The sequence below is a fragment of the Neobacillus sp. SuZ13 genome (genome assembly GCF_030123365.1).
GTDB lineage: Bacteria > Bacillota > Bacilli > Bacillales > Cytobacillaceae > Neobacillus.
The window spans coordinates 5776052-5799897 of the sequence record NZ_CP126107.1 but is presented as its reverse complement, the minus strand read 5'-3'; the positions used below and the strand labels follow the sequence as shown (position 1 = coordinate 5799897).

The 23846-nt window shown below is 38.0% G+C and carries 28 protein-coding genes; 20 read left to right on the top strand and 8 right to left on the bottom strand.

Annotation, left to right across the window (positions count from 1 at the left end; all coding sequences use genetic code 11):
• Positions 1-69 precede the first annotated feature (69 nt).
• Complete coding sequence (locus QNH17_RS28445) at positions 70-408, top strand: hypothetical protein (protein WP_283876643.1); 339 nt, start codon at positions 70-72, stop codon at positions 406-408.
• A 655-nt stretch (positions 409-1063) separates the two neighbouring features.
• Here the strand turns inward: QNH17_RS28445 and QNH17_RS28440 are convergent.
• Positions 1064-1576, bottom strand: a complete 513-nt coding sequence (locus QNH17_RS28440) for a GNAT family N-acetyltransferase (protein ID WP_283876642.1) — start codon at positions 1574-1576, stop codon at positions 1064-1066.
• Between the two features lie 162 nt (positions 1577-1738).
• Here QNH17_RS28440 and QNH17_RS28435 point away from each other — a divergent pair, with 162 nt between their 5' ends.
• The 3 genes from QNH17_RS28435 to QNH17_RS28425 all read left to right on the top strand — a co-directional run bounded on the left by QNH17_RS28435 (position 1739) and on the right by QNH17_RS28425 (position 5285).
• Entirely contained in the window at positions 1739-3898 is a 2160-nt protein-coding gene (locus QNH17_RS28435) for a hypothetical protein (protein ID WP_283876641.1), read from the top strand.
• Positions 3899-4126: 228 nt separating this feature from the next.
• Positions 4127-4723: a hypothetical protein gene (locus QNH17_RS28430; protein ID WP_283876640.1), complete on the top strand. Its 597-nt coding sequence runs from the start codon at positions 4127-4129 to the stop codon at positions 4721-4723.
• Positions 4724-4763: 40 nt separating this feature from the next.
• A complete protein-coding gene (locus QNH17_RS28425; RefSeq protein WP_283876639.1) occupies positions 4764-5285 on the top strand; it encodes a GNAT family N-acetyltransferase in 522 nt (173 codons plus the stop codon).
• A gap of 38 nt (positions 5286-5323) precedes the next feature.
• Here QNH17_RS28425 and QNH17_RS28420 read toward each other — a convergent pair whose 3' ends face one another.
• Entirely contained in the window at positions 5324-5872 is a 549-nt protein-coding gene (locus QNH17_RS28420; RefSeq protein WP_283876638.1) for a DUF3231 family protein, read from the bottom strand.
• Positions 5873-5981: 109 nt separating this feature from the next.
• On the opposite strand from QNH17_RS28420, the gene QNH17_RS28415 reads away from it, so the two are divergent.
• The gene (locus QNH17_RS28415) at positions 5982-6431 is read left to right on the top strand and encodes a hypothetical protein (protein WP_283876637.1); all 450 of its coding nucleotides are present in this window, start codon (positions 5982-5984) and stop codon (positions 6429-6431) included.
• A gap of 610 nt (positions 6432-7041) precedes the next feature.
• Positions 7042-7167, top strand: a complete 126-nt coding sequence (locus tag QNH17_RS28410; RefSeq protein WP_283876636.1) for a hypothetical protein — start codon at positions 7042-7044, stop codon at positions 7165-7167.
• A gap of 68 nt (positions 7168-7235) precedes the next feature.
• On the opposite strand, the gene QNH17_RS28405 is transcribed toward QNH17_RS28410, so the two are convergent.
• The 3 genes from QNH17_RS28405 to QNH17_RS28395 form a co-directional block, all read right to left on the bottom strand.
• Positions 7236-7709: a DUF3291 domain-containing protein gene (locus QNH17_RS28405; RefSeq protein WP_283876635.1), complete on the bottom strand. Its 474-nt coding sequence runs from the start codon at positions 7707-7709 to the stop codon at positions 7236-7238.
• 212 nt (positions 7710-7921) lie between these two features.
• On the bottom strand, positions 7922-10246 hold the full coding sequence (locus QNH17_RS28400) for an Ig-like domain-containing protein (RefSeq protein WP_283876634.1): 2325 nt from the start codon (positions 10244-10246) through the stop codon (positions 7922-7924).
• Between the two features lie 199 nt (positions 10247-10445).
• The gene (locus QNH17_RS28395) at positions 10446-11663 is read right to left on the bottom strand and encodes a C40 family peptidase (protein WP_283876633.1); all 1218 of its coding nucleotides are present in this window, start codon (positions 11661-11663) and stop codon (positions 10446-10448) included.
• Between the two features lie 297 nt (positions 11664-11960).
• Between QNH17_RS28395 and QNH17_RS28390 the strand changes: the two genes are divergently transcribed.
• From QNH17_RS28390 to QNH17_RS28360, 7 genes are all read left to right on the top strand, one after another.
• On the top strand, positions 11961-12116 hold the full coding sequence (locus QNH17_RS28390; RefSeq protein ID WP_283876632.1) for a YwzD family small protein: 156 nt from the start codon (positions 11961-11963) through the stop codon (positions 12114-12116).
• A gap of 400 nt (positions 12117-12516) precedes the next feature.
• Positions 12517-12963, top strand: a complete 447-nt coding sequence (locus QNH17_RS28385; protein ID WP_283876631.1) for a hypothetical protein — start codon at positions 12517-12519, stop codon at positions 12961-12963.
• Between the two features lies 1 nt (position 12964).
• A complete protein-coding gene (locus QNH17_RS28380; protein ID WP_283876630.1) occupies positions 12965-13189 on the top strand; it encodes a helix-turn-helix transcriptional regulator in 225 nt (74 codons plus the stop codon).
• 27 nt (positions 13190-13216) lie between these two features.
• Positions 13217-13918, top strand: coding sequence for a DUF4386 domain-containing protein (locus QNH17_RS28375; protein ID WP_283876629.1), 702 nt, complete (start codon positions 13217-13219; stop codon positions 13916-13918).
• Positions 13919-14099: 181 nt separating this feature from the next.
• A complete protein-coding gene (locus QNH17_RS28370) occupies positions 14100-14276 on the top strand; it encodes a hypothetical protein (RefSeq protein WP_283876628.1) in 177 nt (58 codons plus the stop codon).
• A 56-nt stretch (positions 14277-14332) separates the two neighbouring features.
• A complete protein-coding gene (locus QNH17_RS28365) occupies positions 14333-14911 on the top strand; it encodes a hypothetical protein (RefSeq protein ID WP_283876627.1) in 579 nt (192 codons plus the stop codon).
• Positions 14912-15008: 97 nt separating this feature from the next.
• On the top strand, positions 15009-15491 hold the full coding sequence (locus QNH17_RS28360) for a hypothetical protein (RefSeq protein ID WP_283876626.1): 483 nt from the start codon (positions 15009-15011) through the stop codon (positions 15489-15491).
• Positions 15492-15587: 96 nt separating this feature from the next.
• Here QNH17_RS28360 and QNH17_RS28355 read toward each other — a convergent pair whose 3' ends face one another.
• Positions 15588-16523 (bottom strand): helix-turn-helix transcriptional regulator, encoded by a 936-nt coding sequence (locus QNH17_RS28355; protein ID WP_283876625.1) that lies wholly within the window; start codon positions 16521-16523, stop codon positions 15588-15590.
• Between the two features lie 148 nt (positions 16524-16671).
• Here QNH17_RS28355 and modA point away from each other — a divergent pair, with 148 nt between their 5' ends.
• The gene (gene modA / locus QNH17_RS28350) at positions 16672-17475 is read left to right on the top strand and encodes a molybdate ABC transporter substrate-binding protein (protein WP_283876624.1); all 804 of its coding nucleotides are present in this window, start codon (positions 16672-16674) and stop codon (positions 17473-17475) included.
• Positions 17476-17481: 6 nt separating this feature from the next.
• Positions 17482-18138 (top strand): molybdate ABC transporter permease subunit, encoded by a 657-nt coding sequence (gene modB / locus QNH17_RS28345; protein WP_283876623.1) that lies wholly within the window; start codon positions 17482-17484, stop codon positions 18136-18138.
• 498 nt (positions 18139-18636) lie between these two features.
• On the opposite strand, the gene QNH17_RS28340 is transcribed toward modB, so the two are convergent.
• Positions 18637-18885, bottom strand: a complete 249-nt coding sequence (locus QNH17_RS28340) for a hypothetical protein (RefSeq protein ID WP_283876622.1) — start codon at positions 18883-18885, stop codon at positions 18637-18639.
• Between the two features lie 130 nt (positions 18886-19015).
• On the bottom strand, positions 19016-19150 hold the full coding sequence (locus QNH17_RS28335) for a twin-arginine translocase TatA/TatE family subunit (protein ID WP_349632597.1): 135 nt from the start codon (positions 19148-19150) through the stop codon (positions 19016-19018).
• Positions 19151-19331: 181 nt separating this feature from the next.
• On the opposite strand from QNH17_RS28335, the gene QNH17_RS28330 reads away from it, so the two are divergent.
• From QNH17_RS28330 to dltD, 5 genes are read left to right on the top strand one after another with little or no spacing between them, the layout of a single operon-like run.
• Positions 19332-19484: a teichoic acid D-Ala incorporation-associated protein DltX gene (locus QNH17_RS28330; RefSeq protein ID WP_283876621.1), complete on the top strand. Its 153-nt coding sequence runs from the start codon at positions 19332-19334 to the stop codon at positions 19482-19484.
• 10 nt (positions 19485-19494) lie between these two features.
• A complete protein-coding gene (gene dltA / locus QNH17_RS28325) occupies positions 19495-21015 on the top strand; it encodes a D-alanine--poly(phosphoribitol) ligase subunit DltA (protein WP_283876620.1) in 1521 nt (506 codons plus the stop codon).
• Positions 21012-22160 (top strand): D-alanyl-lipoteichoic acid biosynthesis protein DltB, encoded by a 1149-nt coding sequence (gene dltB, locus QNH17_RS28320; RefSeq protein WP_283876619.1) that lies wholly within the window; start codon positions 21012-21014, stop codon positions 22158-22160. Before dltA ends, dltB begins: the two co-directional genes overlap by 4 nt.
• A 19-nt stretch (positions 22161-22179) precedes the next feature.
• A complete protein-coding gene (gene dltC, locus QNH17_RS28315) occupies positions 22180-22413 on the top strand; it encodes a D-alanine--poly(phosphoribitol) ligase subunit DltC (protein ID WP_420491385.1) in 234 nt (77 codons plus the stop codon).
• The gene (gene dltD / locus QNH17_RS28310) at positions 22413-23591 is read left to right on the top strand and encodes a D-alanyl-lipoteichoic acid biosynthesis protein DltD (protein WP_283876618.1); all 1179 of its coding nucleotides are present in this window, start codon (positions 22413-22415) and stop codon (positions 23589-23591) included. The genes dltC and dltD overlap by 1 nt, the downstream gene beginning before the upstream one ends.
• Positions 23592-23846 lie beyond the last annotated feature (255 nt).

The window sequence follows — 23846 nt, the reverse complement described above, 5'->3', positions numbered from 1 at the left end:
CAAGTATCCACACTTTGGTACACAACGCATCATAGCTTATTTAGAGAGAATAAGAGAGGAGGAAAGCTATTGGAGGATAATGAGCATCATCGAGGGTCGAAAAGAGATGTCGACCATTTTTCAAGAATAATGTTTGGCAATCGTGAGCCAAGAGGTACATCCCATTCTAAAGGCAGCTCAGATTCCCGAGCAGATTGGTTTTTTGGACGCAGAAAAAAGGAGAATGAACAAAAGCAGGATCAGGAGCAACCTGTTCAGAATAAAGTGGAGGATTTCATGAACAATGTGGATATAGAATTGTTGTTTGAAACCTATGACACTCTCATCAAGACAACCGAACAATATAAACCCTTATTTAAAGGAATGGTTCCATTCTTTAGTAAAATTACAGACAAATTTAAAAAGTAGCGGTGAAACGGCTTCTAATGCAGGATGTTAAGATTTTCTTAAGAATAATCAACTATTATAAAGATAATCTTTTTCAAGACCCCCTTTGATATATTACTTGATGCCCTCGAGGATTGTTTTCGAACAGTCTTCAGGGCTATTTTTTTGAAGAATTATTATATGAACTAGGAAAAAAGGGGCAAAATGGCAAGTGGCAGATAAATCGCGAAAAGTGGCAGATAAAATCGTAAAGTGGCCGATAAAATGAAAAAGCGGCAGATAAATGGCCCAAAGCGGCAGATATAATTTTCTCGGTCCCATGTAGGCGGCTGGGTTATTATAAAAAAGGTAACTAGGTCTTGAAATTCGGCTGGTGTGCCGGAAAATGAGAATAAATGTTACCTAGGACAGGCTAAAAGCCTGTCTTTTTGGTAGGTTTGAGAGTGTCTTGAGGCTGTGGATAGTAAATGTGTGATTTTGGACAGTAAATCAGTAAAAGTGGACAGTAAATCAATAGAAGTCGATAATAAAGTCTCAAAAGCGGACAGTAACATATGAAAAGTGGACAGTAAATAAAGGTTCCTATTAAAAGAGATTCCTAGAGAAAAAAGACAATGACCTGATCCAGGCTCAACCGCCTGGATTTTTAGTAGGTAGAGGGTGGCAAGGGGCTCAATTACAACCCCACTCCAAACAACCTCAACTCCTCCGCATCATGCGGCAGCTTAATCATATCCTCAAACTTCATGCCAATCTTCTCAAGAACCCGAGCAGACCCGACATTGTCATTAGAAGTGATCGCTACAATTCGCTTCAGATCGAGCCCATCTCTTGCGTACTCTAGCGTGGCCGCAGCCGCCTCAAAGCCATATCCCTTTCCCTGAAATCTAGTTAAAAAGGCAAAGCCAAGGTCAACATCGTCCAATCCATCCCGTTTAATCAATCCACAAATTCCAATCGGGGTCCTGGCTTCATCCCTTAATTCCGTCAAAAATAGACCAAATCCCAGTCTAGAGTACATCTCCATTGGTCCTGATACAATATAGTTTCGAGCATCGTCCAACGTACGTATCCCGCGATCACCGATGAAGCGCACCCACGAAGGGTCATTCAACAGCTCAAGAATAAACTCGTTATCATCTGGTGTTAACCAACGAAGGATTAACCGATCCGTTTCTATCACCTTCATGAAAACAAACCTCATTTCAAAAAAATTCTTTATAAACCACACTATAGCATGCAAATAAATGTTTAGGGAAATTTTTATAAATGATTCAAATAGCGTAGACGCTTATACCTAATAATTGTAAAATGAAAAATATGTCAAATGAAATAAGGAGTTTATATGAAGGTGAGTAAGAGTTTTATCTATTCTTTAGTTATCTGTATGATCATGCCATTCTTTAATCCTTACTTACATGTAAAGGCCGAAACGGATTTAATGACAATAGAAAGGTATTATATTGGAGATGAATACATTTCAGGCCACACATCTGTTAAAAATGCTAGAATTAAGGTCTTTGATGGTTACGATAGTTTTCCTTCCATTTTGGGAGCTAAAGCAAACGAAAAAGGAGATTTTAAACTGGTTTATAAACCTTATAATCCAAGTGCAGGAAAAGATATTATACTTGAAGTGTATGATGAAAATGGAGATTTTGTTGATGATGAAATAGTGACAATGCGAAGCGAAAGGCCATTTCAAGTTTCACCTGTCAACACCGACACTGAAAATATCACCTTTTCGGGGAATAGTTTTTCGCGAGTTGATTTAGTTGCAAATGACAAAGTTATAGCGACTTCCTCACAGCGGAATATGAAAGCTCCCAAATTGAATCCTGGAGAGTTTCTTACTTTTAATTTTCATTTATCAACAGGCGATATCGTAACCATCAAAAAGGTCGTTGCTCTCTCTAAAAAGGATCTTTTTATTTATCCTATGTCTAACTCTTCTGAAAGAATAAAAGGGACTGTATCCATTCCTAATGCCCATTTGCTTTATTATGTTGGTTATTTACCATATTACTTTGATCGGAATAGATTAATAGAATTCTATGCAGACGAAAATGGGAATTTTAATAAAGAAAAAGCAACGGGTGGAGTTTTTCCTAATTTTTATGTGTGTGTATTCGATCCGATTTTTGACAATTTCATTGGATACGGAGAACCCGAATATTTGTCAGGATTACAAATCAACCCAATAACCAATCTTTCAACAGAGATTAGTGGCCGAGCAACCCCGAATCAAGGTATAGAGATAACCAATTTAGATACGAAAGAACTATTAGGGGTAACGACTACCGATGATTTTGGGTTCTATAAATTAGCAGTAAGCAATCTAGTCGCAGATGATTTTATCTCAGTAAGAGCTTATTCAACTAAAACAGGCATATCAATTTCTAAAAAAACAGATGTCCAGAAGGTCTACATTAATGATATTAATGATGCATCCGAAATGATCACAGGTAATAGTTCATTTGGTACTAGTGTAACTGTCGAGGTTACTCCACCGACAATTCAACAGTTATCAGTAAATGTATCAGCATCAAAAACTAAGATTTATGGCCCATATCCTATTGCGGAAGGAAGAGATTTTTCTTTGAAAACCGGAAGACTTGCTTCAGGTTCAAAAGTCTCTTTAACTTTCAAAAAGAATAGTGAAAAAGCGACGATGCCAATAATGACAGTAAAAAAAGTGCTAACACCTGCACCGTCAAAATCAAACGCTGTGATTGTAAATAATAAAGGGAAAGCAGACGTAGCCAAGTTTAAAAACATACCAGTAGGAGCAACAATAAAGGCCTATACGACAAAAACAGGCGGATTACCAGTTCGTTCACTGAAATCAACAACTACGTCGGCAGAACTTGTTTTTTCTCAATTAGGAAAAGTAAATGGAAATTTATATGTTACCGTAACAATCCCTGGATTAATAGAGAGTGATCGTGTAGCCATTAGTTACTTAGGTGAGCAATCTGATACCATCTCTTCAAAACAAGTGAAAACGACAAATAATAAAGGAAAGAGTGATATTGTTTCTGTTAGTAATATTGCTGTTTCTGACGTAATCAAAATATATTCTCGGACCAACCAATTACTAGTTTCTAAAAAAGTAATGAGCGGCAAATCTATTTCGATTAGCTTAAAGCAATTAGGTACTAAAACTAGTTTTATGTACGTAACGATCACTAAAAGCGGTATGCTAGAAAGTAAAAAAACGGCTATTTCATTTAAGGGTGAAGTAACAAAGGCTTTAAGCAGCAAGAAAGTGAAAATTACCAATCACAAGAAAAAGAGTGATTTGATTTCCGTTACTAACTTAAAGAAAAATGACCTGATATATGTTTACAATTCAAAAAAGAAAAAAATTGCCTCAAAGAAAGCAACATCCTCATCCGTTTTAATTCGTATAAAGCAGATTGGGGTAAAAAAGGGATATGTATACTTAACAGTAAAAAGTGACGGTATGCTAGAGAGTTCAAAGGTAAAAGTATACTTTAAAAGTGAATAAGTGGTAACTATACATTGAACAGTGTTTAGACAAGCCTAGAATCACTTGGATTCACGAATGTACGGAACCATTATTTAAGATGTACTATTTGGTACATCTTTTTTTTATGAGTGTTTGTAAGAGGCCGATAAATAATGACATGGTTTTTATTGAAAAGGTAACTTAGGAGGAATGAATCGGGGTATTATTAGTAGAGTGGAAACAATTTACATAGGAAGTGGGTAAACATTGCGACCTCAAAAGAAATTATTATATTTATCCATTGTTAGCAGCCTTTTAGTCATCTTAAATGGCTTTTTTCAATGGAGTATTATGGACATAATAACCCCATTTTTAATGTTACCAGTTTGGCTATTGTTGTTTGGATTTTTTATTGTAGTAACAGTACAAGCCATTGTTCAATGGTTCAAAATTAAAAATTGGCAGCCATTAGCTATTCAGATAGTCACGATCGTATTTTTGTTCTACTTTCCTTTTACAGAAACGATGTTAGATCTTGATTTTAAAATGCACAAAGGTGATAGAGAAGAGGTAGTGAACATGGTGGAAAGTGGGGAGATAACGTATAATGTCCCGGACAGCCCTTCACTCATCCGCCTGCCGAAAAAATATGATCATCTTTCTAAGGGAGGCGGAGAGGTGATTGCGGTAAAAAATGGTGAGCACTACACCATACTTTTCTTTACATTTCGAGGACTTTTAGATAATTTTTCGGGATTTGTATATTCACCCAACGGCAAAAAAGCGATAGAGAAGGATCTTGATGAGGATTTCATAGAGATAAAAAAGTATGCTGACAATTGGTATTGGGTCAGTTCGTCTTAAAAATAGACCCAAGAACTAAAACCTGCGTGAGGAGAGCAAAATGACTACTACTTTTATAAAATTAGCTCAACCCACCTCAAATATTGTTGAGGTGCTTAATCGGTGGGAAAATGACCCAGCATTAATTCCATTAACGAGGCCCAACAAAACCCAATCTGAATTGGATCGTCGAGACATCGTGTCCCTCGAGGATTTAACAAAACGGATGGAAGACCATTACATCTATCTGATTTACCTGGATGACGAGTTGATTGGTGAAATGAACTATGTGGTTGATCCTCCGTTTCTCTTCAAAAAAGAGCCTGGAACTGCCTGGCTTGGCATCACGATTGGTGAAACCATCGGGCGAGGCAAAGGGGTTGGTTATGCAGCCATTCAATATTTGGAGGAACAGGTGAAAGAGCAGGGGCTGAAGCGGATCGAATTGGGTGTGTTTGAATTTAACCAACAAGCTCAGAAACTCTACCAGAAGCTTGGTTACAAAGAAATCGGCCGGATCGACAACTTTACATATTGGCAGGGAAAAATGTGGACGGATATTCGTATGGAGAAGTATCTATGAAATCGAACTCCGTATTAATCAGAGAAGAAGGCACCAGACTATTTTTTTGGTGCCCCAGGAGGATAGTAATAAGGTGGGACTTTAATCCAACCTCTTTTTCTCATTAAGTCTTTTAAAGAGGAACCAAATTGCATTTTTTCTAACATGGCGTGAGTAAACATTGTACTAACATCATTTCTAATTGATTGTGCTGCACTTGTGGCGCAATGGACAATAGCTGCAACTGTTTTAATACTTAAACCATTCATGATTTCATCGTCCGTTAGTTTTGTTCCTAAAGGGACGCCATCAGGATTGGAATTAGGACGCTCTTCACTCGTTGGTGGTAGATGAATGCCTTCTTTGATCATAAATTTCTTAAACCTCTGACCTTGTGTTTGGCATTGTTTTAAACTTTCATTCAAGCACCTGACTACATCATCGTCTGTAGAAGTGTTTAATCCAATTTGAAGAAAAACACTAGACTCATCCATAATGGTTTGATACGTCCAGCAAGCCATAACTTCACCTACGTGAAGAGGATTTTTCGGTTCACCATCTAAGCTCATTTGTAAGAAGTCTTTTAGTGATTCATATATAGAAGTCATGATTAGAACCTCCATTTTAATTAAGAGATATAGTCTAGTCCACATAGTTTAAGTATTAATAGGCTTACCCAGAGATTTGACCACTATGTATGGATGGGAGTAAAAATGATTGGTTAGATATTACGTAATCTTAATTTTGTCTACTTTTTTATTGATTTCTTCGATAGGGTATCTTGGTTTTATTTTTATCGAAAAATGGAGAAAAGGAGAAAGGTATCAAATACCGTTAAAGAAAACAGGATCCTCTTTTTTGGGCCTGTTGATCTTCGGATTTTTCTTCGTTAGTTATGTTCAAGATTTACCTGAGGTATTGTCAAATCAGCCTGCCAAATATGATGGGAAATGTGAAATCGTGATTGACTCTGGTAAAGGGGCCCATCTAGAGGCTAACTTTGGGGAGCACAACATTTGGTTTGGTTCGGATACATATGATGATACAGTGCGTGCAGGAAGATATTTCTGTGAAGTTGAATACTATCCTCATTCAGAAGAAGGAGCTTCATTAACGCTTTACCGAACGAAGGGTGGAAAAAAAGTAGAATTGAAGGGTGATTCCTAAATTGGCTGTTATATATGATGAAATGGTTGTTATTTATGATGCATCTGTATTTCATAGAAATAAAAAAGGAAATCCTAACTATATTTAATACGTTAACCTATTGAGATAATGTTAAAAAAGTGATAATATTTCTATAGTTTAAATTCTTCTGAGTTTAGACCTCCTAATAAGGCTTAGACTAGACCACTAAGCTTTCTTTTAACCTTTGATCTTATTGATCAAAGGTCTTTTTTTTTCATAATTATAGAATAATTCCCCAATAAAAAAAGAGCTTGCCAGCTCTTGCTTTAGTTCGTACCAGCCCCACCTACGCTAAATACGATGATGGCCACGATTACCATCCAACCCAGTATAATTATACAATACTACGTTTAAATATTCAATATGTATACATGTACTAATATATTCCATTTTACGTTCATTCTGAAACCAATCTACATTTCGCAGGGGCGTTTCTTATGTCCTTAAGCACACATGTTGAGGACTTTTTGTTATTCTAGAATAATTTTGTCAATAAAAAAGAACGCTAAAATGGGCTGCTAAAACTTTTTAGTAAGTAACCAGCCTATCATAGTACTTTTGAACATCAAATGACAAAGGAGGGACGATCATGACAAACCGTAATGACAATCGAAAACAGCCTCATACTGGAGGTAGTAAAGCCGCTGATACTGAATTTGGAGCAGAGTTGACACAAAGTAAAAAAAGCCAGGAAAAAAGCAGCACGAGAAAGTAAAGAATAGGAAAATAACCACAGGGAGGGCGGTTTTTATGGCTTTAATTACTGACTTAATTAAGGCTAACTTAACCGTCCCCATGGTCCAAGGGTCCTCCGCCTTCATCAAATGTGTGCTTAAAGTCAAACGCAAAAGGAGTTGGTCCATGCTGAAGATAATATTTGTATCTCTTGAAAGCCTCCTCCCAGGATACATCCGGCACCTTCTCCGTCCACCACACCACATATGTAGGTTGCTTCTCTTGATGGAATTCAATCCACTTGTTCCTGTCACGTAAGGCTTGCTTATGTAGCCCTGAATAGGTAAAACGGTATAAAGATTGAAGGCTTTTCCATACTGTTAGTGTAAGAATAGGAAACCCTTCTCCTTTGATCACTTCTTCAGGGAATGGCACACCATGAGAAGAAAACTCCTCAATAAGTTGCCCTGAACGAGAAGCCTGTCGCATGACTCCGTATCCCACTTCAAAAAACTCACGAGAGGCAGGATGTTCATACGGATGTTTTAGTCTGCCGACAGTATAGATCGCAACAAAAGACATCATAATCACTCCTTTTACACTTTTAACCTACATATATTCAAGAAAGAATGGACTAATGCCAAAACTCCACAGGGTTGGTTCTCATGGCTTTATTTAAGTATAATGTCCGCCACCAGAACAGTCTCCTTGGTCCTTTCTTATAAAAAAGAGGATGACCACAAAGGTAAACTACACCTCCTCGGTCATCCCTTTAAGAAATATCCAGCACCAACTTAGTACACTTTCGCTGTCTTCTTTTTACTTTTATTCCCCGCTTTGTCGACCAAATAAACTGACAAATACGAACCCTTTTTTTGCTTCGCTATCCGCACTTTGAAGTTACCTTTACTTGATACAGTGCCTTTACCAACTTGCTTCTTGCCATTAAACACATACACGATCGCACGTGCCTCGCCCTTGCCTGAAACAGATGAGGAGGAAGCTGACACTCTATACACAGTCGGAGTTCCTGGTGCAATCTTATCCAATACTGTCGTCTTCACAGCCGGACTGACCTTTTTGTCTTTCCCATAGGTCGAAGTAACAGAAATGCTTTTTCCAGCCTTTTGTTTGCTGATCTTGATTTTATATTTGCCTTTACTATCGGCTTTGCCGCTTTTATAATACTTTCCGCTAATATAGACCTTCACCGTAGCATAAGGCAGCGTCAGTCCTGAAACAGAAACGGATTTATTACTGACCGTATTAAGGGTTGGCGCATGAACCACTTTTACTGTTCGGAATGGGCCCATGTTCGACGCCCGATCCGTCGCATTCACTTTTATTTCTGTCCCAATGGACTGCTTCCCAATCGGAAATTTAAACGCTCCCGACCGGTCTGCTCTAACATTCTTAATAAACTTTCCATTGAGATACAAAGCAACATTAGCATACGCTTCCGCTTTGCCACTGACAGCACTAGACTTGTCAGTCACAACCGATCCAGAAGGAGCAGCAGGTGCTTTTTTATCAATCACAAAGGAAATTTTATTGCCTAACGCTAACTTGACCACGGCAGCCCGTGAAAAAGTAGAAGACGTCCCCACATCAGAGGCGGCTGAAACTTGATAAGCTCCATCCGTTTTTAGACTGGTGGTTTGATTGATCGTCGTCACTTTGCTTCCGCTTGCAAGCGTGAGTTTTTCATTTTGAGCAACTCCCAGCTTCACATCTGTATTAAAATACATCGTGCTCGCTGTTGGATTCACATTTTTTCCATCATTGACCGTAATCCATCGGTAGCCCTTAAAGGTAAAGCCTGAAGTTGGCCCCGTCACCGCATATTTCAATAAATAAATCCCGTTGGTTTGTGAGTCGGCCGTACCGCTGACTGTCACCAACTTGGTCATATCTCCTTCTTTCGAAGAAAAAGCCTTAACACCGGCCAGTGGATCAAAGCTTTCGCCACGGACCATAAAGATCGAATCCACGCCAGTAAAGACAGATTTTACTGTTAAAACTGGGAAACTCCCATCCTGTGGATCATAAATGAATCCTAGGTTGTCTACATTATCTCTCAAATAGATTTGTTCAATAGAATACTGTCCGCTCATTTGCCCAGGCGGCAGTGTAATGTCAGCGCGGAACATGTTCTTATACATATCCCATTCAAACGGGGCCCAGAAGCTCCCATTAGCCGACTTAAAGGAAATACTTCCTTCTTTTAGCCCGCTTTTATCCTCAGCACCGACCCAGACCGTAAACGTATCCCCGCCATACACACTTGTTGTCGATAGCTTAATAGATTTAAAAACAGGCGCATCGAAGTCGTCAGTGCCACCCGTAATGTTAATCGTTTTGCCACCCAGGAAGGTATGTTCAGACGCTCGATACCATTCCTCATTTCCGTGTATATCAGCGAGTCGAAGAAAATCTAATGTCCATTTCCCGTTCTGGATGACCTTAGGGACATCAAGAATCGCCTCATATCGCTTGGCATTGCTATTATAGACAATTTTCCCCTGCAGCCAATTCTCTGTACGCTCATGTTTAAAATAAACGTACGACTCTCCCAGGCCGCTAATTTCTGAGATCGAAAAGGTCATTTTCACCTGTCCGCCGGCCTGCGCATCTTTTGTTAACAGCGCCATATTTGTCAGGCGAGGCGGGGTGGTATCCTCCACGCCATCGACCACATGATAAGTTAATCCCTCAATCAAAGGGTCATTGCGATAGTATTCACTTTTATTCCCAGCCGCATCATATAACGAGATATAATCGACAGACCAAGTCCCTTTTAGCGTTGATGAATCGAGTTTCCATCGGAACTCAAAGGTATTATCTCCTTTATAAAACAAATTAGAGGCAATTTCACTGCCGGATGAATGTTTTATGGTAATCCCATGTCCATCTTCAGCAATCCCTGACTCCAAATCCTCTTCTACCTCAAACGTAAACACAATTGTATCGCCAATTTTCGCATCCTTTAGATTAACCGAAGCAGCCTTCAGTTTCAACGGAGTCACATCATCCTCAGCAAACCCAACCGGCGCTGAAGAAAAAATTGTAACCGCAAACAAAAATGCTGCCATCAGCACAGAAATCCATTTCTTAGCCATTCATTTCTCTCCTAATCTTTTATAATTTAGCTAGTATTATAGCAATAAAGCGGAACCATGGGGACGGTTCTAATGGCGTTTTATTTGGTTAATTGTGCCACTAGATTCGTCCCCTGGGTTCCTCGTCCCATGACAAAACCGCCCAAAAAAGGCGGCATAGTTGAACAGTCTAGAACGTTGTTTAGAATTTGTCCATATATTAGTAAAAACGTTTAAAGCTCTCAAAATGGGCTTGGTAATACGAGCTTTGTAAATTAGAAATCATTACACCATCATCGTTAGCATGGATAAATTGGTTGTTTCCGAGATAGATTCCTAGATGAGAAATACCTTTTTTATATGTATTTTCAAAAAAGACAATGTCGCCGGCTTTCGGTGTGTCGACATAATAGGTGCGGTCATAGAAACCTTCCGCTGAATAACGGCCAATTTCCATCCCAGCTTGATTAGCCACATAATAGATGAATCCGCTGCAGTCAAAGCCCTTGAGCGTACTGCCGCCCCAGACATAAGGAATGCCAATAAGTTTCTTGGCACTGTCGATCATTTTTGCGGCAAGATCAGTATTAACGGTTGGTTCCGTCTTTGTCCCAGGAACTTTTAGCTTTTGGCCGACAAAGATATTGTCGGAAGTAAGTTTATTGAGCGCCTTCAAATCCTTGACGGTCAGCTTATATTTGCCTGCAATCTTTCCAAGTGTATCCCCGCTTTGGACGATGTAATCCGTCGTTTCCTTCACACTTGTTGTCGGAGCTGTTGTTTTCGGGGGTGTGGTGACTACAGGTTTCGCAGGTGCCACTGGTGCTTTCTTCGCCGGAACCTTGAGCTTTTGACCGACATAAATCATATCAGATTTTAGTTTGTTCAGTGATTTCAGGTTCGACACGGAGGTTGAATGTTTACTAGCAATCTTGCCAAGGTAGTCTCCGCTTTTAACTGTATAGACACTCGACGTAGTTGTTGTCGTTGTCGTGGTTGTCGTGGCCGGTGACTTTGCTGGTGTCGCTGGCTTAGCTGGTGTCGTTGTCTGTTTTGGGGCGGAAACTTTTAGGTTTTGCCCGACATGAATGAGGGTATTATTAAGATTGTTCCACTTCTTGAGTTCAGCAAGAGTCACATGAAAACGGTTGGCAATCTTAATCAAGGCATCACCTTTTACAACGGTGTAAGTGGTGGGCTGTGATGCTTGGGTCATTTTGCTCGCTACCGTAATCTTGAGCATTTGATTGACAGAGATAAAGTCCGACTTCAACCCGTTTGCTGTTTTGATTTCTTTGACAGTTGTATGATATTTCTGCGCGATTTTCGATAAGGAATCGCCTTTTTGAACCTTGTATGTATCGGCCAGGGCAGTGCCTGCAAATACGGTCGAAAGCAGGGCAGCTGTCGATAAGGCACGAACAATAGTTTTCTTCACTAGCAAATCACCTCTATTTTTTTCACAGTTTTATTAATTTTACCATAGTTTGCTAGTATTTCGGAGAAAAAGATGTAAATATTTCCTTAATTGTTAGCGAAAATTGGTATATTTGCTGAATTATCAAAATAATCAAGATGGCAACCTAACTAAGTCAGTCGATTATTTTTTCAGCAATTAGAACAAATCCTTGCAAAATTCACTAAATTACAACAAAGTTCACTGGAAATAGATTTACATCTTGTTGCTAATCTAGTAAAATTGTCAATTAGATTAAACTAAAGGAGGAAAAGAAAGGTGGATCGGTCAGTAGAGGCTAAAAGCTCTCAAATATCTAATTTCTCAGAAATCGTCAGAAAAGCTTATGAAACAGGCGTTAACGAGAGAGAAATCACCCTAGAAAAACTAATCGCAGACCTAAAAGCAGATTTGAAAAACTTAATGGTCGGTTAAAAATATATATAATATAGAAGATTAATATAAGGCCAGCGAGGTTATCTCGCTGGCTATTTGTGTGTTTTAGGGATTTGAGGGCGTGTATGATGCCTGCGGGGGTAAAAAAGTGGCCTCAACGGTAACCATAGGAAGCGTATGATGCCCGCGGGGGAAAAAAAGTGACCTAAACGGTAACCATAGGAAGTGTATGGTGCCCGCGGAGGTAGAAAAAAAGCATCTGCGGTAACCATAGGAGTCGTATGCTGCCCGCGAAGGTAAAAAAATAGCCTCGACGGTAACCATAGAAGACGACGCCCTTATTTGTGTAAATTATTTTTGACCTCATGTAAAGTTTCCCTTACATCATGCATATAATGCTATGCACGATGTAAAAGTGACCATACAGGGGGTGTCAACCATGACTTATCAAGAAAAGAAGAGCATTGTTTCGTTGATCAGCGCTATAATCATTTTTGGATCTTATTGCTTGTACATGTACCCGCGATTGCCCGCAGGAGGGCTGGAGTCTGAAGAAACCTTTCGCTATTGGGGTTCCTTCGTCCTCATCTTGACGGTGGTATCAATCGTTGCCCACATCATTATCAGTATTATTTTTAACATCGTCTTTAGAATTACAACCAGAGAAAAAGAACCGGCATTTGCGGATGAATTAGATAGATTAATTGAATTGAGGGCGCATCGAAATTCTTTCTTTGTGTTCATTCTCGGCTTTCTTTTTGCAATGGGATCGCTAATCATCTATCAGCCTTCACAGGTGATGTTCATGATCCTCGTAATCTCAGGATTCATTTCCGATGTGACTGGCTCCATTACGAAACTTTATCACTATCGGAAAGGAGTCTAATATGGGAAAGACGCTTGTCGGCAATCACATCAGAAAATTACGATTTAACCATAATGAAATGACCCAGCAGCAACTTGCTGACAAGGTGGGGGTAACTAGGCAAACCATCGTGGCACTCGAAAAGGGAAATTACTCCCCATCTTTAGAACTCGCTTTTCGAATTGCTCATGCCTTTAGCTTACCGTTGGAAGAGGTCTTCTTTTATGGGGAAGATACAAAGCTTTGAGTTTATAAAAAAAAGGGGAGATACAACATGAATTCAAACAAAAGGGCAGCAAAAATTGTGGGAGTCCTGTTTATACTGGCGGCCGTTACGGCAATAATCGGTCTTAAATTATATGATCCCATCCTAAAGGGTCCCGATTATCTGATTACAGGTTCCGAACACGCCAACCAGGTAATCCTTGGGGCTGTAATGGAATTAATGCTTGTCGTATCAGCGGTTGGTACGGCAACTACCATGTTTCCTATTTTAAGAAAATACAATGAAACGATCGCTCTTTGGCATGTATGCTTCAGGTTTCTTGAAGCGATTATCATTACCGTTGGTGTAATCAGCGTCCTGTCCCTATTGACCTTAAGCCGGGAATTTGTAGCAGCAGGTGCCCAGGATTCGGCCTCGTTTTATGCATCAGGTACTATTTTAAAAGCGGTACATGATTGGACATTTATGCTTGGGCCACTTTTCATGCTGGGTATCAATACAATGATGTACAGTTATATATTTTATAGAACCAAGCTCGTACCCAGGTTTATACCCATCCTGGGAATAACAGGAGCAGCGCTTGTATTTATTTGTGCCCTGTTAGTCATGTTCGGTGTCATTCAGCAAATTTCGGTTTGGGGTGGTATTTTGGCGCTGCCAGTAGCAGCTAATGAAATGATTTTAGCAGTATGGCTCATCGTTAAAGGATTCAATGAATCTGCACTTGCTTCCATGACGGCAAAAAAATAACTCCATACTCCATAGGGACGGTTCTTATAGCTTTATTGAGGCTAGTTTGCCTTTGAGAACCGCCCCCATGGACTTTGTCTGGGGTAAATATTACATTTTTATAAGATGCTTGACTGGTATAAACTATGAAATTTTTGTCTATCCTTACACTATAAAACTAGTTTTATAGGGGTGGAGTTCAATGAGCTTAGAAGAATTAAATAAAATTATTGCAGTAAAAAAGATGGATTTAGAGGAGTGTGAAGAAGAACTTAACAATCGTTACTATCCTTCGATCGTTAGAATGGCGATGACGAATTATATAATGATTTTACAAGAACAATTAGATAGGTATAATAACGATCGGATTAATTTGTAGTAAGGCATATTATCTTTTTTACTGGTAATCATAAACATTATTACCTATTTAAAAGGATGATAAAATTGTCAGACCGTCGAATAGTACAATTTGATAAAGCGGTGAAATTAAGAAAAGAGTCAACGGATGCATTTATTGATTATTGGAGAGACCATGTGCTATATGCCTCTTTAGAATATTGGATCATGGTGGCGATACTTTTAGTCCCACTCATCTTTCTAGTCTTCAAAATTGATAAGACTAAGATGTTTTTAATCGCATTTTATGGCTATAGCATCCATGTGCTAGCTGCGTACATAGACATATTTGCGATAAATAGTGGAAAGTGGAATTATCCATTTCCACTAGTACCGTTCCTTCCTAGTGTATCTATAGATACAAGTATTGTGCCGGTTACTTTTATGCTTGTATATCAATGGACGCTAAATAATAACAAAAATTTCTACGTGTATTCTACAATTACAGCAGTATTTTTTTCATTTGTTTTTAAACCTATACTCTCGGGGTTAGGCTTGTTCCGGATGTATGGAAATATGAATTATTTTTATCTATTGATTATATATGTATTAGGATTTATAGCAGCAAAAATGATAACAAATGTATTTATATGGCTTCAAAAGAAATACACAAAATAACAATTAGGATCGCTTCGGCGGTCTTTTTTCTATGCCCAAAAGTAACTTGGAAATAATCACCTTTAATTTTGGAGATAGTAAATATGAGGTGATTTGAGTGAGTTCAATAATAAAGAATTTAGATTTACATGCTCAAGGAAATTGGCTGCCGGTCAGCTTATCGTTGCTATTGTTTTTATATGCACTATTTATGCCCAAAAAAGAGATCGGGTGGAGGGAATGGTATATTACATTTGGGGTTATTGGGTACTTTGCTTGGATTGGTGATTCCTTATTTGGAAAAATGTTTGACTTGGTTGATTTCGGCAACCCCAATATCACGGGAATAGGAGAGTTTCTAAGTTACAGCTTAATTCCTTCGTCTCTAGCCGTTATTTATTTAAACTATTTTAAGAAAACAAATAAATGGACTTTAGTCATTATTTTTACCATCATTTCAACGTTAATTGAATGGGGAATGAGGAAAGTGGGATATATGAAGCCTCATGGCTGGAGCTTCTTCATCTCCATACCGTTGTATTTTGTGGTATTTAGCTTTTTTCTTCCTTTACATAGGAAAATAATAAAATGCAGATCCTAAGGACCGCGGGGTCGGCTCTTAGAGGAATTGTCTCAGATAAATGAATATTATTTTCATAAAAAAAATGGCTACTGAAAACTCAGCAGCCTTCTTTTTTTAATATGTTTCATAAATAACTTTCCCCGTCTGGGATGTATCATAGTCGCCTAAAGAGTTAACTTCAGTCTGAAAATGACTGGATGATAAAATTTCCTTTACGGTGTTTATTAGTCGTTCCGTTTTGGGGTTTTTTATAATAACCAGGTCATACTGTTCTGTTATTAATGGAACAAAATCAATTCCAACGATTTTCGCAGCTTTTTCTATTCCCACACCTATATCAGCTATTCCAGTCGAGACAGCGGAAGCCACGCTTAAATGGTTGGTCTCTTCCTGGTCATAACCCTTTATGTTTCTAGAAGGAATCTCGTTGATTCTGAGTTGTTCATCAAGAAGGATTCGCGCTCCTGACCCTTTCTCTCGATTAATAATTTTCACATCTTCTCGGTTTAAATCAGTCCAAGAGGTGAGATTTAAAGGGTTGCCCTTTTTAACGTAAAAACCTGCTTTTCTTGAGAGAAGGTTTATTAAAATAAATGGAAATCCCACTAATATTTTTTTTATGTACGGAAGATTATACTGTCCAGTATCCCCATCAAAAAGATGTAAGCTAACAATGTCACCCTCTCCATTGTACATGGAGATTAGGCTGTTTAAACTTCCCGTAAAAGATCTTAATGGTTTATAGGCTGAATTTTTCTCGATGTGTTTACCTAATATATCTAAAACTAGGTCTTGCCCGCTAATGACAATGTTAGGGGATTCCTTTGTTTCGTTCCTGTTAGAATCGGCAGCAGGAGGTGGGAATGTAGTATTTTGATTTGTCTTATGTTTGTTTATATAAACGTCCAAGTCTTTTGAATCAATTCTCATCTGTCTACCTACACGGAATACAGGTAGCTGCCCTTTTTTAACCAGGTCATAAAGGGTTAATTTCGATACCTTTAATAGCTGCGACACCTCTTCGATCGTATAGGAAAGTTCCTTTGACATTTACATCCCTCCAACTTTTATTTTAACTGAATACCTGTTAAAAAGTATATTCCTGATAAAAAATGTGATTTTTCTTATATTCATTTCAGTTATAACTAATTATAATAAGTTATAACTAATTATAAACAGTTAGAAGGGTAGGGGGATAATGAAAAAACTTTTAATTTACTCTATGCTGGTATTAGTACTGGTTTTATCTGGATGTTCAGCTAATGAACAAACGAAACAGCCAGTAGAACAGAATAAAAAAGTTTCTGAAAAGAAAGTGGAATTGACGATATCAGCGGCTGCTAGTTTACAAGATGCCTTAAATGAGATTACAGCAACCTTTGAGAAGGAACATCCTAATGTGAAAGTAAACTATAACTTTGGAGCATCAGGAGCACTTGGGCAGCAAATTTCTCAAGGAGCACCTGTCGATCTTTTCTTCTCTGCCGCTGAGGACAAATTCGATAAACTGGTGCAAGACGGACTAATCGACAAGTCCAAAGGAACAGATTTAGTTGGAAATGAACTAGTATTAGTGGTACCAAACGATTCAAAAAAAGCGATTAAAGCATTCGAGGACCTTACCAAAACAGATAAAATATCCATTGGTACCCCTGAAGCTGTGCCAGCAGGACAATATGCGAAGGAAACATTAGAAAAAGTAAATGTTTGGAAAGGGATTGAAGGAAAAGTGGTATATGCTAAGGATGTTCGGCAGGTACTTACATATGTAGAGACGAACAATGTGGACGCAGGAATAGTATATAAAACAGATGCTTTAGTTTCTCAAAAAGTAAAAATTGTTGCCACCGCGGAGGAAGATACTCACGCCCCAATTATTTATCCATTAGGTGTGATTAAGAACAGCAGCCATCCTAAAGAAGCCCAACTATTCTATGATTATCTACAAAATGAAACATCGATGAAAACTTTTGAGAAGTTTGGATTCAAAGGAATAAATTAATAGACAATGGCAACTGACTTTTGGTCACCAGTCAGACTATCCATCGAGATAGCAGCTGTCTCCGGGGTATGGGTATTAATTTTAGGATTATTTTTTGGGAAGGTGATGGCTAATACGAGATTTAAAGGGAAGACCTTAGTTGAAACTGTGTTCCTTTTACCGCTGGTATTGCCGCCATCTGTCGTAGGTTTCTTGTTAATTGTTATCTTTGGAAGGAATAGTCCAATAGGACAAATGATAGAAGAATTGTTTAAACAACCTGTTATGTTTACGTGGTGGGCGGCTGTAATAGCCTCTTCAGTTGTCGCTTTCCCTCTTATGTATCAATCAGCTAAGACAGGGTTTGAAGCTATTGATGGAGAAATTGAGCATGCCGCTCGTGTGGACGGAGCAAATGAGTTCAAATTATTTATGTTTATTTCCATGCCGCTTGCACGGAAAGCGATCATTTCAGGTGCAATATTGAGTTTTGCGAGAGCATTGGGGGAGTTTGGAGCGACTTTAATGTTTGCTGGAAACATCCCAGGAAAAACCCAAACCATTCCAACCGCGATTTATGTAGCCATTGATTCCGGAAATATGGAATTGGCATGGTTATGGGTATCAAGTATGATCGGTATTTCATTTCTCATGTTGCTATTTGTACACAACATGAAATCCTGAAGGATATTTTTTAATACCAATGGGGGCATTCCATTAATTTTATCAAGACCTAAATTGATAAAAGTTAGATAAATTATAGCCCGTACAAAATAAGACACTAATGAATATTATATGTAAATAAAAGTTTTTTCCCTTTACTCTAGGTGCCCTTTTGGGTACCTGTTTCATTTTGTTTAACAAAGTGACATTACTTTCTCATTAAGAAATATTTACTTTAGCATGTTAATATTGCCTAACTACTTTTTTAGCTATCTGAATAAGCTATTTTGTCCATTTTCCTTAGACTTCTCATCATACCTGAGAAGTCTATGCTCATTTAATTAAGTCTTTACGAACTGATTAACCACAAATTTTTTGCTTCTTCTTTTTCATATTGTTCTTCAACTAATCAGCCTACCGTTCCTAAAGGAAACAGGCGTTTCTACTATTGCAGAAACACACCTGTTTCACAGAAATTTCTGTTCCCTTTTATTTGAACGGCAAGTTTATTAACAAATTTTAATAAGGATAGTGGTGGTGATGGTATGGATAGTGGTGGTACGGATAATGGTGGTATGGATAGTGGTGATGATGGTAGTACGGGTAGTGTGGGTGCGGGTGCGGATAACCAGGAGCTCCAAAACCAAGTCCTGGTCCATAACCTAATCCTGAACCTGGTCCACCTAAACCAAGACCCGGAGAGAAACCAAAACCTGAGCCTGGTCCACCTAAACCAACCCTTTCATATGCATCATAATTAGGAATCATATTCATCCTCCTCTTTTATTTCTACAGTAGAGTTTATGCGCTTTTGTGTAAAAGTTCTTGGGTATTTATCATGGATCCTGATTTAAATTGGATTAATATTTGATCATCTATCCATTCGAATGTTGCATAATTAAATAAAAATCTCTAATGTAAACTGAAGTTTTTTTCTTAGTAGGCCGACAGCACGACCAAGTTCAGGAAGTTTTTTAGGTCCAAAAACAATTAGTACAAGTACTAAGATTAATATTAATCCTGGAATCTCAATATTTTACAAAAATCCGTTCCTTTTCAAAAATATTAAATTCCTCATACATTTCCTGCTCCCTTTATTCTAAATTCCACTAATCTGTCAAAAGCCAAGGATTAAATTTTGATTAAAATCCTAAATCAAATAGGATTTTATAGTAAAATCATCAAGTGCTTTACTTCCCAGTTAGGAGGCATTTATGAATTCATTTTTTCATTATGTAAAATCTTTATTCTGTCATCCTACCACAAGGTGGATGATGAGATTTTTATATTATTTTTTAATTCTGTTAGGCTTACTAACCATTTATGGATTTAAAAATTCCGGTACTTTTATTTATAACGAATTTTAGAGGTGACACCATGAATTTTTATTCACAACTACAAAAATGGTCTGAATTATATCCTGAAAAGACCGTTTTTTCATGCGGAAATGAGAGCCTTACCTATAGGCAGCTTTATAATATGTCCGAGTCTTTAGCTTATTTTTTAAACAATCTTTTGCTGGATGATTCTACTCCTATTGTGGTTTATGGTCATATGGAACCTTTGATGCTTGTTTGTTTTCTAGCATGTGTTAAAGCAGGTCATCCGTATATACCGGTGGATACCTCTATACCAGATGAAAGAATGGCAAAAATTATAGAAGATTCTGGGGCTAAGATGATGTTATCTCCTATTGAGCTGCCTCAAGCAGGATTCGAACATCTTTCCCATCGTTTGAATGGTGATCGTTTACGAGATGCATTCGTAAGGAATCAAGGAAAAACCGTTTCTTCCGAGTCATATGTTCTCAACGATGAAAACTTTTATATCATTTATACATCAGGGAGCACAGGCAATCCAAAAGGGGTCCAAATTTCTTATAACAATTTAATGAGTTTTACTCACTGGATGACGAATGACTTCGGTTTAGCAAACCATCAAGTCTTTTTAAACCAAGCACCTTTTTCGTTTGATTTGTCAGTGATGGATCTGTACCCTTGTTTATTCTTAGGAGGAACCCTTTGGATGCTGCCAAAAGAGTATGTGGCAGCGCCAAAAGAATTATTTTTATCGCTAGAAAAGTCCTCCGCGAATGTGTGGACATCTACTCCATCCTTTGTGGACTACTGCCTATCAGATGAACAGTTTTCAGCATCTCTGCTCCCTGAATTAACCACATTTTTATTTTGCGGAGAAGCTTTACCAAATGCTACAGCTTTAAAATTGAGAAAAAGGTTCCCAGAAGCCACTATTTTCAATACGTATGGTCCTACTGAATGTACAGTGGCAGCAACTTCTATCAAAGTGGATGATTCTTTGATTGAAAAGTACGAATCATTACCAATTGGGATTTCGAAAGAAGATGGCGAAGTTTATATTCTGTCAGAAACATTTGATGAACTGCCAGATGGGGAAAAAGGCCAAATCATCATAGCAGGCCCACATGTAAGCAAAGGGTATTTGAACCAGCCAGATTTGACTCTTAAATCATTTTTCGTCTTCAATGGGGAGCCTGCTTATAAAACAGGAGACCTTGGCTATAAAAAAGATGGATTGTTATTTTACGCTGGAAGAATGGATTTCCAAGTGAAAGTGAATGGATACCGAATGGAGTTAGAAGAGATTGAGGCGCAGCTTTCTTCCCTGCCGTTAGTGCAAAGCGTCATGATTGTGCCTAATTACAAAGACGGAAAATGCGAATTTTTAACAGCAGTGATTGTTCCCGCTCCACATGAATTCGAAAAGGAATTTCACGTTACCAGTCATTTAAAAAAAGAACTGCGTGCTCTATTACCGCAATACATGATACCGAGAAAGTTTGTTTATCGACCGGCTCTTCCGATGACAAATAACGGAAAGGTTGACCGCAAACGAGTATTACAAGAGGTTACTGCATGACGCCCTATGCCACTTTACTTTATTTTATGATTGTGGGCATCTTGCTTATCCCTGTCGTCGCAGCTGGATACAGGCAAAAGAGGTTAGGTGGGTATAATGCTTTCGTTACGGTTGTCATTCTCTTTCTGGCATTTGGAGCTGACCTTCACCAAGCGTATTCCCTTATGGCCTATGTCATTTGGGAGATCATCCTTGTTTCTGTTTATTTACGGTATCGATCAAAGCGAAATTCGTCACTGGTCTTTTATCTAGCTATTTTTCTATCCATCATCCCTTTATTGTTCATAAAGATCCTGCCTGCCTTCGAATTGAATTACTGGTTTGGCTTTTTAGGAATTTCTTATTTAACCTTTAAAAATATCCAAATGGTCATTGATATTCGAGATGGCTCGTTAAAATCTTTAACCTTAAAAGAACAGCTTTCGTTTTTATTGTTTTTTCCCACTATATCCTCCGGTCCAATTGACCGTTATAAACGCTTTAAAAAGGATATAGATAATGTTCCAACCAGAGAAGAGTATCATGAGCTTCTTTATAAAGGAATTAATAAGATATTTTTAGGCTTTTTATATAAATTTATTATCGGGTTTCTTATCAATAGTAAACTAATTTCAACCCTTTTTATCCAAAATCATACGCCGCTATCCGATATTTGTTATATGTATCTGTACAGTTTATATTTATTTTTCGACTTTGCTGGCTATAGCAATTTTGCCATCGGTTTCAGCTATATTATGGGGATTAAAACGCCTGAAAACTTTAATCTTCCTTTTATGAGCAGAAATATTAAAGACTTTTGGAACCGTTGGCACATGTCACTTTCATTTTGGTTTCGGGATTATGTGTACATGCGATTTGCCTTCATGATGCAAAAGAAAAAGTGGATTAAAAACCGTTTCACCATTTCCTATCTCGGTTATCTGCTTCTCTTTTTATTAATGGGTGTGTGGCACGGTCTAGAACTTCATTATATTGTGTATGGATTATATCATGCTCTGTTAATCATCAGTTTTGATTGGTTTGAACGAAAAAACAAAAAATATTCATTCTGGAAAAAGAATAAATGGACACATGCAATCGCAATTGTCATCACCTTCCACTTCATTTGCTTTGGATTTTTAATCTTTTCCGGTCGATTATTTTAATATATTAGGAGGAATGATCATGTCAGTTAAAGAGACAGTATTAGATATTTTAGAAGAGATTTGTGATACGGATATCGTACGTGAAAATTTAAATATTGATTTATTTAAGGAAGGTCTATTGGACTCGTTCGGAACGGTTTCATTGCTTGTTGAAATTGAAGAACGTTTAGAAATTACAGTGGGGATTTCTGATTTTGACAGAGAAGAATGGAATACTCCGAATGCAATTATTGGTCAATTGGAGAATCGTTAATGGTCCGCTCCTCCTTTAAACCCTTGATGGTGGCAGTCATCTTATTCTCCATTCTGTTGTTGTTTCCAGCGCAATGGTTACTGCCTTGGATTAATGATAAGTTGGTGGAGCGAGAATCTGTAGGATTAGACCCCAATATGTTTCAAGGATATTTGGTTCAACAAAAGATGTTAGATGATCCTGCTTATTTGCCTGTTTATGGTTCTTCGGAATTGGCTCGATTAGACCCTTTTCATCCGTCAAACTATTTTCATGTGAATCCACAGGGCTTCACGCCGTTTTTAGTCGGAAGAGGGGGAACGGAGGCACTTCTTCACTTTTTAAACTTTTCAGCACATGCAGATCAGTTGAAGGGCAAAAGAATCGTTTTCGTCTTATCACCACAATGGTTTGTACCTGAAGGCTCGGATGAATCCCACTTCGCACCCAACTTTTCTGTTTTACAAGGGTACCAATTTGCGTTAAACCCAAAGGTAAATCACTCATTAGTAATAGAAGGCTCAAAACGCCTTTTAGCCTATAATGTTGTAAAAAGTGATTGGATGCTTTCTTCGCTTTTGGAGGCGAATTTATATCATGATAAATGGCATCAAACCAAAGCGATGGTCATCAAGCCCTTTGCTTATGGCTTTTTACATGTATTAGAACGAAGGGATTTAATTCTTTCTTTACTCGATGTTCATTTGAAAAAGCTACATCCCAAACCAGCCCTCACACAGAACAAATCCTGGGCTGAGCTTGAAGATGCGGCCAGTCATTTGGCTGCAAAAAAAGCGGCAGACAATCCGTTCTTTGTGAATGATTTTTATTATAAAGCAATGTTACAACCTAAATTGGACAAACTTCACGGGTACAAAAAGGGAGCCAGTTATGCAACATCGAAACAATATCAAGATCTGCAGCTGGTTCTCGATGTACTAAAAGAAGCAGGTGCAAAACCCTTATTTGTTTCCGTTCCTGTTAATGGTTACTGGTCAGATTATACTGGGTTTCCAGCCAAAGGACGCACGGATTACTATGTGAAGGTAAAAAAACAGGTTGAAAAGAACGGATTTCCTATTTTAGATTTATCCAGTCATGAATATGATAAATATTTCTTTAAGGATACCATCCATCTTGGCTATAAGGGATGGGTATCTGTTGACAAAGGGATTCTCCAATTTGAAAAGCAACAATAATACGAAAAAGAAGTCTAATCTCTATTATGAGGTAGACTTCTTTTTCGTTTTCTAGGCATTATTGATTACGTTCACAAGATTTTACCACCCTTGCCATCTTTTTTACCAATGTACGCCAAGAGATTTACCAATTAATAAAAAACCTACTGCATAATAAAGAAACCAAAATATGCATTTGAGTGAATAAAATAATCCATACTTTGGCTTCATTGAGAATTTAGATTGTTTTACTAACGCTACCCGTTACTTTAAGTG